The 12,333-nt window shown below is 60.6% G+C and carries 11 protein-coding genes; 6 read left to right on the top strand and 5 right to left on the bottom strand.

Going from position 1 to position 12,333, the window contains the following annotated elements; translation table 11 throughout:
• The first annotated feature begins 112 nt into the window (after positions 1-112).
• Positions 113-445, top strand: coding sequence for a heat shock protein HspQ (gene hspQ, locus ACX82Z_RS07030; RefSeq protein ID WP_459587543.1), 333 nt, complete (start codon positions 113-115; stop codon positions 443-445).
• A 62-nt stretch (positions 446-507) separates the two neighbouring features.
• On the opposite strand, the gene ACX82Z_RS07025 is transcribed toward hspQ, so the two are convergent.
• Complete coding sequence (locus tag ACX82Z_RS07025) at positions 508-1,164, bottom strand: invasion associated locus B family protein (protein WP_459587541.1); 657 nt, start codon at positions 1,162-1,164, stop codon at positions 508-510.
• Positions 1,165-1,424: 260 nt separating this feature from the next.
• Here ACX82Z_RS07025 and ACX82Z_RS07020 point away from each other — a divergent pair, with 260 nt between their 5' ends.
• Together ACX82Z_RS07020 and ACX82Z_RS07015 are read left to right on the top strand one after the other, a co-directional pair.
• Positions 1,425-3,254 (top strand): extracellular solute-binding protein, encoded by a 1,830-nt coding sequence (locus tag ACX82Z_RS07020; RefSeq protein WP_459587539.1) that lies wholly within the window; start codon positions 1,425-1,427, stop codon positions 3,252-3,254.
• A 1-nt stretch (position 3,255) separates the two neighbouring features.
• The gene (locus ACX82Z_RS07015) at positions 3,256-3,936 is read left to right on the top strand and encodes a DsbA family oxidoreductase (protein ID WP_459587536.1); all 681 of its coding nucleotides are present in this window, start codon (positions 3,256-3,258) and stop codon (positions 3,934-3,936) included.
• Between the two features lie 9 nt (positions 3,937-3,945).
• On the opposite strand, the gene ACX82Z_RS07010 is transcribed toward ACX82Z_RS07015, so the two are convergent.
• On the bottom strand, positions 3,946-5,319 hold the full coding sequence (locus ACX82Z_RS07010) for a PleD family two-component system response regulator (protein ID WP_459587534.1): 1,374 nt from the start codon (positions 5,317-5,319) through the stop codon (positions 3,946-3,948).
• Between the two features lie 32 nt (positions 5,320-5,351).
• Entirely contained in the window at positions 5,352-5,723 is a 372-nt protein-coding gene (locus ACX82Z_RS07005) for a response regulator (protein ID WP_024585493.1), read from the bottom strand.
• Positions 5,724-5,876: 153 nt separating this feature from the next.
• On the opposite strand from ACX82Z_RS07005, the gene ACX82Z_RS07000 reads away from it, so the two are divergent.
• Genes ACX82Z_RS07000 through ACX82Z_RS06990 form a run of 3 tightly spaced genes read left to right on the top strand, consistent with a single transcriptional unit; the run spans position 5,877 to position 8,211 of the window.
• Positions 5,877-6,191, top strand: a complete 315-nt coding sequence (locus tag ACX82Z_RS07000) for a DUF3572 domain-containing protein (RefSeq protein WP_459587532.1) — start codon at positions 5,877-5,879, stop codon at positions 6,189-6,191.
• On the top strand, positions 6,188-6,841 hold the full coding sequence (locus ACX82Z_RS06995) for a hypothetical protein (protein ID WP_459587530.1): 654 nt from the start codon (positions 6,188-6,190) through the stop codon (positions 6,839-6,841). Before ACX82Z_RS07000 ends, ACX82Z_RS06995 begins: the two co-directional genes overlap by 4 nt.
• A 59-nt stretch (positions 6,842-6,900) precedes the next feature.
• Positions 6,901-8,211 (top strand): DNA polymerase IV, encoded by a 1,311-nt coding sequence (locus ACX82Z_RS06990; RefSeq protein WP_459587528.1) that lies wholly within the window; start codon positions 6,901-6,903, stop codon positions 8,209-8,211.
• On the opposite strand, the gene ACX82Z_RS06985 is transcribed toward ACX82Z_RS06990, so the two are convergent.
• A complete protein-coding gene (locus tag ACX82Z_RS06985) occupies positions 8,212-8,706 on the bottom strand; it encodes a hypothetical protein (RefSeq protein ID WP_459587526.1) in 495 nt (164 codons plus the stop codon).
• A gap of 78 nt (positions 8,707-8,784) precedes the next feature.
• A complete protein-coding gene (dnaE, locus tag ACX82Z_RS06980) occupies positions 8,785-12,240 on the bottom strand; it encodes a DNA polymerase III subunit alpha (RefSeq protein WP_459587524.1) in 3,456 nt (1,151 codons plus the stop codon).
• Positions 12,241-12,333 lie beyond the last annotated feature (93 nt).

Raw genomic sequence — 12,333 nt, 5'->3', positions numbered from 1 at the left:
TTCCGCGCGGCTGGATACATGTCGCGCTTACGAAGCGGGAGGCCGACCGTCAAGGCATGCGGGATTGAATTCGCGGTTCGGGTGGGCCAAATAGACCATTGAGGTCAATTACATGCCATACGCAAGACAAGCCAGATTCGCCATCGGACAAGTCGTCCGCCATCGCATCTTCCCGTTTCGGGGCGTCATCTTCGATGTCGATCCGGAATTTGCAAATACGGAAGAATGGTATCAGTCGATCCCGGCCGACATGCGTCCCCGCAAGGACCAGCCTTTCTATCACCTTCTCGCCGAAAACGACGAGACCGAATATATCGCCTATGTTTCGGAGCAGAACCTTTTGCCGGACGAGACCGGCGAACCTGTCCGCCATCCGCAACTTGCCCGCTATTTCGGGTCCATGCGTGATGGACAGTACGAGCCCAAGCCCCGCGCGAGCCATTGAAGCGTTGAACACCCATGAAAAAGGCGGCCTTAGGCCGCCTTTTCGCATATGCCGTGGTATCGTTATTCAGCCGGTGCCGGTGCTGGAGCGGCGGCTCCACCGCTTTGCACAGCGCGCGATTGCTCGTCACGCAGACGACGGTTGAATTCCTCGGTGTTGCGGCTGACGAAATCCTGCAGCTGACGCTGGCGGTTCTCGATGTCAGACTGCTGCAAAGGCGCGCCGTCATAGGCCTGCGTGAAGCCGCTCAGGGACATCTGGATCGGATTCGGCTGGTTCTGGAAATTGACCGATGTCAGGCGCAGATTCGAACCGCGCTTGAACGAGTTCACGAGCTGGTCCGTCAATTGTCCTTCGGCGATACACCGGTCGGGCAGGCAAATGACGTAGTCGAGCTTCTGCGTCTCTCCGCCGTCGATCTGGAGACCGAGACCTGGAGGCAAGAGGCGGCCCGGGGGAACCGTGATCTGGAACACGCGACGATCCTGCCCGCCTTCCATCTGGATCAGGCTGACGCCGGTCAGCAACTGTCCCGTTTCCGAAACCATGATGTTCTGCACGTTGCAGATCGTCGTTTCCTCCTGCTGGCTGCAGGCCTTGAACCAGCCCTCGGGCAGTTGGGGCTGCTGCTGCGCGCTCGCAGAGGAAGTTGAAATTGCCAATCCCACCAGGCCGGCAGCAATCGCTGACAAAGTGGTAGCGTTGGTAAGGGTCGTCATCCGAAGCGATCCTTTCGCATAAAGATTCGAGTGCCGGAACCGGCCACAGCCCCGTCTATTGGCGTCGTGTTGGCCAAATACGGCAAGAGCATGACTGCAAGTGCGGCTCCTACACGTTTGCCCATGTGAAATCCAGAGCGCTCGCCGTTTCGCCTGAAACTGCGCCCACATATCGCGGTTTCGCCCCTGGATGAGCGGTTCAACTCCATCTGTGGATCGACTACCCTTTGGCGAATCATACTCATCGGAGCGTTTTGGTCATGCGGGGACTTTTGGGCATTGCAGCCGCAGCGCTCGTTCTGGCGCCTTCAGTCGCAAACGCCGAACCGCGCAATGCGCTGGCGATGCATGGTGACCCGGCCCTGCCCGCGGGCTATACGCATCTTCCCTATGCGAATCCGATTGCCCCCAAGGGCGGCAACGTCACCTATTGCGTGGTGGGTACGTTCGACAATCTCAATCCGTTCATAGTCAGAAGCCTGCGCACCACCGCGCGTGGCGTCATCGACACGATTTTCGGCAATCTCGTTTTCGAAGCCCCGATGACGCGGAACATGGACGAAGCATTCGGCCTCTACGGACTCTTGGCCGAATCCGTCGAGATGGACGAGGCGCGAAGCTTCATCGAGTTCAATTTGAACCCCGACGCAAAATGGTCGGACGGAGAACCGGTTACGCCCGAGGACGTCATCTTCACCTACGAGGTCTTCACCGAAAAAGGCCGCCCACCCTTCCGCGACCGCATGCGTCGCGTGGAAAAGCTGGAGAAGACCGGCCCGCATACCGTTCGCTTCACGTTCAACGACGAAGCGGACCGCGAATTTCCGCTGATTATCGCGATGACGCCGATCGTGCCGAAGCATGCATTCGACATGGAAACTTTCGATCGCACGACCCTGCGCCCGGTCGTGGGAAGCGGACCTTACAGGATCGCGGATGTGGCGCCGGGCCAGCGCATCGTCTTCGAACGCAACGAAAACTACTGGGGCAAGGATATCCCCGCCAAGCGCGGCTTCGACAATTACGACCGGATCACCATCGAGTATTTCCAGAACCAGAACGCGCAGTTCGAAGCCTTCAAAAAGGGAATCTGCGACATTCACCTCGACGCCGACCCTGTGCAGCGCGAGCGCGATTTCGACTTTCCCGCCTATCTCGACGGCCGGGTTGTCGGCGAGACATTCGAAGTGGGCATTCCGCCCGTCGTGACCGGCTTCGCCTTCAACACGCGCCGTCAGATCTTCGCGGATGTGCGCGTTCGTCGCGCTCTGGCCATGCTCTACGATTTCGACTGGGTGAACCGGAACATCTATTCGGGACGGTACACCCGCACGGAAAGCTACTGGCAAGGCTCCGACCTTTCGGCGCTTGGTGTTCCGGCATCGGCACGCGAAAGGGAATTGCTCGCGCCGTTTCCTGATGCCGTGACGCCACAGGTCATGGACGGAACATACGAGCCCGCACATCTCGAAAACGCCACTGACCGTCGCAATGTTCTGCGCGCCGCGCACGATCTGTTGGCCGAAGCAGGCTATCGAGCCGAAGGCGGCCGCATGTTGCGCCCTGACGGGCAGCCCTTCACATTCGAAATCTTGACGGGGTCCCGATCTGAAGAACGGCTCGCCTCGATCTTCCAGCGTACGCTCGCGCGGCTCGGCATCGACATGTCGATCCGCACGCTGGACGACGCGCAGCTTCAGCAGCGCAAGCAGCGGTTCGAGTTCGACATGCTGATCGGCACGACTGGCTTTTCAGGAACGCTTTCGCCGGGCATCGAACTTCTCAACCGCTGGGCGTCCCCGTCGCGGGACGTGGAAGGATCGTTCAATCTGGTCGGTGCCGCCGACCCGGCGATCGATGCCATGATCAACGCTATGCTTGCCGCGCGCAGCCGCGAAGATTACGTTGCGGCCGTCAGGGCACTCGACCGCGTGCTGATTTCGGGGGCGTATATGGTGCCGATGCAGCATAATACCGAACAGTGGGTCGCCTACTGGAATCGTCTCCGGCACCCCGATCACACGTCGCTCTATGGATACCAGTTGTCGACATGGTGGAGCGCAAGCGCCAACCCGGAACAGGAGAACTGACATGATCACGCCCCTGCCCGTTTCCATCGATGTCGTCTCGGACGTCGTTTGCCCATGGTGCTATATCGGCCTGAAGCGCCTCGACGCCGCGATTGCTGATGCGAGTGACGTCGCCGTCGAGGTTCGGTGGCGCCCATACCAGCTTGACGTCACGATCCCGGCCGGTGGTGCCGATCGCAAGCAATATATGCTGGCCAAATTCGGCAGCGAAGAGAAGCTGGCTGAAATCCACGCAAGGGTTTCGGATGCAGGCAGGGATGCGGGTATCGCGTTCGACTTCGATGCGATCCGCGTCTCGCCCAACACGCTCGACGCGCACCGCGTCATCCGCTGGGCGGGAACAGAAGGAGCCGACATACAGTCGAAGCTCGTCCGCCGCCTGTTCGCGCTCTATTTCGAGGAAGGGCAGGATATCGGCAATTCAGCCGTGCTCGTTGAGGCGGCGCGCGAAAGCGGCATGGACGGCACGGTCGTGGAAACGCTGCTGGCGTCGAACGCGGATACGGATGCCGTCCAGGCAGAAATCGATACGGCCGCGCAAATGGGCGTGCGCGGTGTGCCCTGCTATCTGGTCGAAAGCCGCTACGCCATCATGGGCGCGCAGGAACCGGCCGTGCTGGCCGATGCCATCCGGCAGATTGCTACCGCCAAGGCGAACGGGGAGCTTGGCCCCGCAGCCTGAAACGGCAGTTCAGGCAGCGCTGGCGACGACGCGGTTGCGGCCGGCATTCTTCGCCTCGTAAAGCGCGATATCCGCACGTTTCATCATGGCTTCGACTGTGTCAGGCTCGCCCTTCAGGAAGGCCACACCGACCGAAATCGTGATGTCGAGCCGTTTGTCGCCGTCACCGACCGGGAATGGATTGCGCTCGATCTCGGCCCGGATGCGCTCGGCGACCTTTTCGGCAAGCATCGGCTCGGTGTCCGGCATGACGATGACGAATTCCTCGCCGCCATAGCGGCATGCGAGGTCGAAACCGCGCACGCTTTGGCGCAGACGCATGGCGAACTCGCGCAGGATGTCATCGCCCGCGTCATGTCCGTGCAGGTCGTTGATCGATTTGAACCGGTCGATGTCGGTTATCAGGAGCGAAAGCGGTTTCTGGCGCATTCGCGCCTTCCCGGCGAGGCTGGCAAGATGGCTGTCGAGATAGCGCCGATTGTGAAGCCCGGTCAGGCCGTCCGTCACAGCCATTTCGATGGTCTGCGTGACGCTGGAGCGAAGCTGATCGTTGTAGCGCTTGCGCTTCACCTGCGTGCGCAGGCGCGCGACGAGTTCCTGACGGTCGACAGGGCGGGTCACGTAATCGTTGATGCCGAGTTCGAGCGCGCGCGCAAGGCGCTGGTTCTCGTCCGGCCCGGCAATCAGCATGATCGGCAGGAAGCGCGTGCGGTCCAGCGTGCGCAATTGCGAGCAAAGCCGCAACGGATCGTGACCCTCAAGAGCGGTGGAGATCAGCACGCATTCGTAATTATGTTCCCCGGCTTCGAGAAGACCGGCTTGCGGATCGGCAACGACATCCAGCGTGCAAATGCCGCGAAGATATTTTTCCATCTGCTCGATGGAGGACGCCCGGTCGTCCACCAGCAGCGCGCGGATCGGGGCATCTGCCGCAATATCGCGCTTTTTCAAAAGCTCCTCGATGCCGATATTTCGGGTCGTGGACGCACGCATGCGCAATTCGTCGGTCAGCGTCTTCAGGCGTACGAGGCTCTTGACGCGAGTCATCAGTTGCAGATCGTTGACCGGTTTGGTCAGGAAGTCGTCGGCACCTACTTCGAGACCGCGTACGCGGTCCACCGCCTGATCGAGCGCCGTCACCATGACGACCGGAATATGGGCGGTTGTATTGTCCGTCTTCAGCCTGCGGCAAACCTCGAAACCGTCCATATCGGGCATCATGACGTCGAGAAGGACAACGTCCACGCGCCCTCCCTCGCAGATTTCGAGCGCGTCGCGGCCGTTGCTTGCCGTCAGCACCTCGAAATACTCGGCCAAAAGCCGCGCTTCGAGCAGCTTCACATTCGCCGGAACGTCATCGACAACCAGTATACGCGCCGTCATTTCAACCCCTGCCCGACGTTTCCGCCATGTCCCTATGCATCGCCCAGATAGGATTTGATCGTCTCGATGAACCTGGCCACCGAAATCGGCTTTGAGATATAGGCCTCGCACCCGCCCTGCCGAATTCGTTCCTCGTCGCCCTTCATCGCGAATGCCGTTACTGCAATGACCGGAATCGACCGCAGATCGTCGTCGTCCTTCAGCCATTTGGTGACTTCCAGTCCCGAAACTTCCGGAAGCTGGATGTCCATCAAGATGAGGTCGGGCCTGTGCTCGCGCGCAAGATCGAGAGCCTCCAGCCCGTTGCGCGTGCGCACGGTCTCATAGCCCGACGCTTCGATGAGGTCGCGAAAGAGCTTCATGTTAAGCTCGTTGTCCTCGACGATCATCACTTTCTTGGTCATAAGCCCTCGACTGTATTCGGCGCCGAACGGCTTCGACCCCGCCGAACCTTAGCGCGATTTGATTGATGAAACGCAAACTCTTGAAAACAACATCGCTGCGCAATGCTTGATCGCGCGCAAGTCACGGGCTAACCCAGCCGCATGAAGATGACCATGTCGGATTCGATCCGTAACGACAAGAAGCTGACGCCGGAGGCGGCGGAGGGCATTGCTATTCAGGCGCTCGGTTTCATTGCCGCCGACGCGCAATTGCTGCCGCGTTTTCTCGATCTGACCGGCATCGCCGCCCACGAGATCAGGCGTGCGGCCGGAGAGCCGGGCTTTCTCGCCGGTGTCCTGCAATTCGTTCTGGCGCATGAACCGACCTTGATCCAGTTCTGCGAAGCGAGCGGTGTCGCTCCCCAGGATGTCGGCCGTGCGCTGCGTTCCTTGCCTGCCGGCGATGATCGCTACGAGATCAACATATGAGCGACGATCCCGAAACGTTGCGCCAGATCGAGGAACTGGCCGCCGACGACCGACCGCTTCTGATCCTCGATGTCGACGATGTCATCCTCGATTTCATCAAGCCTTTTCCGCGCTACCTTGAATCGCGCGGTTTCGGGCTGCGCCTCGATTCGTTTCACCTCCATGGCAACATCTTTCACGTCGAGAACGGTGAAGTGGCCGCCACGGGACACGTTACCGAACTCATCGACGAATTCTTCCATGGTCAGGCCGACTGGCAAACGATCACCGAAGGCGCGGCGGACGCCATGGAAAAGATCGCAAGAAGCGCCGAAATCGTTCTGCTGACAGCCATGCCACACCGGTTTCGCGAAGCGCGCCGCAAACACCTCGACGCGCTCGGCCTCTCCTACCCGCTGTTGACGACGGAGATGGCCAAAGGCCCAGCCGTTGCGCGTCTGCGTGGACCGACAAAGCGCCCCCTTGCCTTCGTCGACGACCAGCCGCGCAATCTCGTCTCGGCGCACGACTATGTGCCGGATGCAGCTCTCTTTCATCTGATGGCCGACAATTCGCTCCGCGAGCTGATCCCGCCGCCTCCTGATTTCGCAATCGTCGTCGACGACTGGAAGGACGCGCTGCCGAAGATCGAGCACGCGCTGGGCATCTGACGACACTTGCCCTGCTCATGCAGGACGAATAAGATCGCGTTCCGGTTCCGTTCCAGAATATGCGCCCTTTACTCAATGCCCCGACAAGCGGCTTTTGCCGCGATTGCCTGACGTTCCAGCGCGACCGCGCTGTGCGCTGCCATGCATGCGGCAGCCCGCGACTTATTCGCCACGACGAACTGTACGATCTGCATCTGGCTCATATCGATTGCGACGCGTTCTACGCGGCCGTCGAAAAGCGCGACAACCCGGCCCTGCGCGATAAGCCGGTGATCATCGGCGGCGGCACGCGCGGTGTCGTGTCCACGGCCTGCTACATCGCGCGGATCAAGGGCGTGCGTTCGGCCATGCCGATGTTCAAGGCGCTCGATGCGTGCCCCGAAGCGGTCGTCATCAAGCCCGACATGGAAAAATATGTTCGCGTCGGTCGCGAAATTCGCCAGATGATGGAAGCACTCACGCCCCTCGTCGAACCTCTGTCGATCGACGAAGCGTTTCTCGATCTGTCCGGCACCGAATCCCTGCATGGTCTGCCGCCCGCTGTTGTTCTTGGTCGTTTTGCACAACAGGTCGAAAAGGAGATCGGGATTTCGGTCTCCGTCGGGCTTTCCTATTGCAAGTTTCTCGCCAAGGTGGCGTCCGATCTGCGCAAGCCGCGCGGCTTCGCGGTGATCGGAGAAGCCGAGGCACTAGAGTTCCTTGCGGGGCAGCCTGTGACGCTGATCTGGGGCGTCGGAAAGGCATTCACGACGACATTGGAGCGTGACGGCATTCGCACGATCGGACAGTTGCAGCGCATGGAGCAGGGCGATCTTCTGCGCCGCTACGGCACGATGGGCGAGCGTCTCTATCGCCTCTCGCGCGGCGAGGATGTGCGGCGCGTATCCGCCGATCGCGAAGCAAAAAGCGTTTCGGCCGAAACGACGTTTGATGTCGATCTATCGCGGCCGGACGATTTGGTGCCCGTCCTGCGAGCACTGAGTGAAAAGGTCTCGCGCAGACTGAAGAAGCATGGAGTGGCGGGGCGAACGGTCGTGCTCAAGCTGAAGACGAGCGATTTCAAGACACGGACCCGCAATCGTGCCCTCTCCGATCCGACCCAGCTTGCCGAACGGATGTTTCGAACCGGCCTCGACATGCTGAAACACGAAATGGACGGCACCCGTTTTCGCCTGCTCGGCATCGGCGTCAGCGATCTTGCCGACGCGGCTCGGGCCGATCCACCCGATCTCGTGGATGTGCGTGGCGCAAAATCAGCAAAGGCGGAAGGCGCGATTGATCGCCTGCGCGAAAAATTCGGCAACACCATCGTCGAGACGGGCTACACATTCGGGCGGCCGCGCAACGGCAGGCCTCCCCGGCCGCAATGATTATTGACGCTGAAACGAAAGTTGCGCCGTAACGACCTGCTCGCCGGTGTCGGGGCGTTCCTCTATGGTGACGATCTGTAAGGTGTTGCCACTCGCCGACACAGTCATTGTCGCCTCGCGCCCAACTTCCGGCCATAAAACCGAAAGATTCACGGTATCACCCGAGCGCGACCCGGAAAGATCGGCCTCGCCATGGGTCGAACCGACATAACTCCCCGAGTACGAGCCGTTATCGACGATCAAGCTGGCACCGATGCGCCGGGACACGATGATTGCGGCAGTGCAGGCACCTTCCATCATTACCGATCGTGTGTCGGCAGACGATGACAGGTTACAGTTCACATTGATCGGATTTTCGTCGGGATTACGCCTGATCTCGCCGCCGCCGGACCATTCGCCCGCAAGGGAGGTCAGAAAGTCCGCGTCCGACGCCATTGCCGGAGCCGGAACACTCAGAACCATGCCAAGAGCGGCAGCGTGCAAAATCCTGCGCATGACGATCTTCTCCCGATCCAAAAACCATCAACGCTTCGGACGGCATTTCGGGTCATGGAGCCGGAAATTTTCTCTTCGTCAGACCAGTTCCACGTCAACGACGCCCGGCACCGCCTTCATCGCGGATGCGATCTGCGGCGACAGACGGTAGCGATTTGGAAGCTCGACCTCAATCTCGCCCTGCCCGTCGTCGCGAATGACGACGAAGCTCACATGCCCCTCACCGCGTTGGGAAAGCTGGCCGGTCAGTGTTCCCAGCGGCGAGGGATCGCGCAGAAAGATACGCAGCGCTTTTTGGATGCGTGACGCTTCGTCCTCCAGCGACATCATGGTCTGGACACGCAGATTGACGCCCTCGGGCCGGTTTTCGGCCGCGACAGTCACGACGACGGATTTGCCCGGCTCCAAAAGATCGCGATAGGCCGCGAGCATTTCGGAAAACAGCACCGCTTCATACTGGCCAGTTGCGTCCGATAGCTGGACGATTGCCATCTTGTTGCCGGTCTTGGTGCGCCGCTCCTGTTTGGACGTGATCGTTCCGGCAAGACGCCCGGCGGATGCGCCCCGCTTCACGGCCGCCTGAAACTCCGTCCAGTTTTGAACGCGCAGCTTTTCGAGCGTCGCCTTGTATTCGTCGAGCGGATGCGCAGACAGATAGAAACCCACGGCATTGAACTCGCGATGCAGCCGTTCGGCTGGAAGCCATGGCTCGGCCAGCGGCAGATGCAGTTTTTCCGGTTCGGCGCCCATCGCCGCGCCGAAAATATCAGCCTGGCCGCTCGCCGTATTTTCACTGACGCGCGCGGCAAGCCCCATCATCCGGTCGAGGCCGCTCGCAAGCGCCGCGCGATCATGCCCGAAACAATCGAACGCGCCGGCCGCGATCAGGCTTTCGAACACCCGCTTGCCGACAATCTTCGGATCGACCCGCGAACAGAAATCCTCAAGGCTTTGGAACGGGCGCTCCTTTCGTACCTCGACGATGTGATCGACCGCGCCTTCACCGACACCCTTGATCGCCGCCAGCGCGTAGAAAATCTTGCTGTCGCCGACTTCGAAGGGGCGATGGCTCGTCATCACCGAGGGCGGCACAACGTCAATATCGAGCCGCATCGCATCCTGTCTGAAATCGGACAGTTTCTCGGTGTTATTCATGTCATACGTCATCGACGCGGCGAGAAATTCGGTGGGGTAGTGCGCCTTGAGATACGCCGTCTGGTAGGAGACGATCGCATATGCGGCCGCATGCGACTTGTTGAAGCCGTAATCGGCGAACTTCGCCAGAAGATCGAAGATGAAGTTCGCCTGCGGCTTGGTCACGCCGCGCTCGACCGCGCCGTCGACGAAGCGAACCCGCTGCTTGTCCATCTCCGCGCGGATTTTCTTGCCCATGGCGCGGCGCAACAGATCGGCTTCGCCGAGCGAATAGCCGGCAAGCTCCTGCGCGATCTGCATCACCTGTTCCTGATAGACGATAACGCCCTGCGTTTCCTTTACCAGATGATCGATCTTGGGATGGATCGAATCGATCTCCTCGTCACCGTGCTTGCGCGCGTTGTAGGTCGGGATGTTCTCCATCGGGCCGGGACGGTAGAGAGCCACCAGCGCGATGATATCCTCGATGCAGTCGGGCTTCATGCCGACCAGCGCCTTGCGCATGCCCGCCGATTCCACTTGGAACACGCCGACCGTTTCGCCGCGCGACAACATCGCGTAGGTCTCGGCGTCATCGAGCGGAATATTCGAAAGGTCGATATCGACGCCGCGTCGTTTGATCAGGTCAACGGCGGTTTGCAGCACCGTCAGCGTCTTCAGGCCGAGGAAGTCGAACTTCACCAGCCCGGCCTGTTCGACCCATTTCATGTTGAACTGGGTGACGGGCATGTCCGAGCGCGGATCGCGATACATCGGCACGAGTTGCCAAAGCGGTCGGTCGCCGATGACGATACCGGCGGCATGCGTTGAAGCGTGGCGGTAAAGTCCTTCGAGCTTCATCGCGATGTCGAGCAGGTTCTGGACGACCGGCTCCTTTTCCACCTCCTCGGCAAAGCGCGGCTCAGCTTCCACCGCGTCCTTCAGCTTGACTGGATTGGCGGGGTTGGCAGGCACCATCTTGGTCAGACGATCAACCTGTCCGTAAGGCATCTGTAGCACGCGCCCGACGTCGCGCAGCACGGCCCTCGCCTGCAGCGTTCCGAAGGTGATGATCTGCCCGACCTGCTCACGCCCATATTTGCGCTGAACGTAGCGGATCACCTCTTCGCGCCGATCCTGGCAAAAATCGATGTCGAAATCCGGCATCGAGACGCGCTCGGGATTGAGAAACCGCTCGAAAAGCAGCGAAAACCGAAGCGGATCGACATCGGTAATCGTCAGCGCATAGGCGACAAGCGAGCCCGCGCCCGAACCACGCCCCGGCCCGACCGGAATCCCCTGCGCCTTGCCCCATTTGATGAAGTCCGCGACGATCAGGAAGTAGCCGGGAAATTTCATCCGGGTGATGATGCCAAGCTCGAATTCCAGCCGCTCGCGATATTGCTCGACCGTGTAGCCGGTCGTCGGCCCATGTGCGGCAAGGCGTGCATCCAGCCCCTCGCGTGCCTGGCGCGAAAGCTCGTCGGCTTCCGCCTGCAATGCCGCTTCCGCGTCTTCCGTATCGCCGCCAGTGAAGCGCGGCAGGATCGGCGCACGCGTCTGCGTATAATAGGAGCAACGCTTCGCGATCTCGACGGTCGATTCGAGCGCTTCCGGCAAGTCCTGAAAGAGGGCCGCCATTTCCGTCTGCGAGCGTAGGAAATGGTCGGCGGTCAGCCGTCGCCGGTCGTCCACCGCCACGACGGAACCTGCCGCGATGGCCATCAGCGCGTCATGGGCGTCGTAGTCGTCCGATATCGGAAAGAACGCTTCGTTGGTGGCGACAAGCGGAAGATCGTTCGCGTAGGCAAGATCGATGCTGGAAGCCTCGATGACGCGGTCATAGCCGGTCGGCCGCTGCAGTTCGACATAGAGCCGGTTGCCAAACCAGCCCTTGAGCTTCATCAGCCGCTGCGCCGCCAAGGCAGGCTGGTCCGCTTTCAGCGCCGCACCGATCGGCCCGCGCTCGCCGCCCGTCAGGCAGATGATGCCTTCCGCGCGCGGCGCGAGCCATTCGGCCATGACCTGCACGGGTTCGCCCGCCGGCACGTCGAGATACGACTTGCTGACGAGGTCGACCAGATTGGCATATCCCGTCTCGTTCGCCGCGATCAGCACGAGCGGCGTCAACCCCTTGTCGGAGCGCCTGTCGTTACCGCGCCCGCTTTCAGCCAGATCGGCGAAGTTCACGTCGATCTGGCAGCCGATGATCGGCTGGACGCCGTCCTTGACGGCCTTTTGCGCGAATTCGAGCGCTCCGAAAAGATTGTTCGTGTCCGCGATGCCGATGGCGGGCGCGCGATCCTTGACCGCATGGCCGATGATCTTGCCGACCGGCAGCGCCCCTTCCAGAAGCGAATAAGCGGAGTGAACACGAAGATGGATGAAAGTCGCCGACATGAACCGTTCTGAGTTGGAAAATTCGAAGCAAAAGGAATCCGCTTGCTGATGCGCCGATTGTCCGCCCTGGAATCTTTCGTGTCGAGTCCGATG

The sequence above is a fragment of the Aliihoeflea sp. PC F10.4 genome, assembly GCF_054612275.1.
This window is presented reverse-complemented; position numbering and strand designations above follow the sequence as displayed.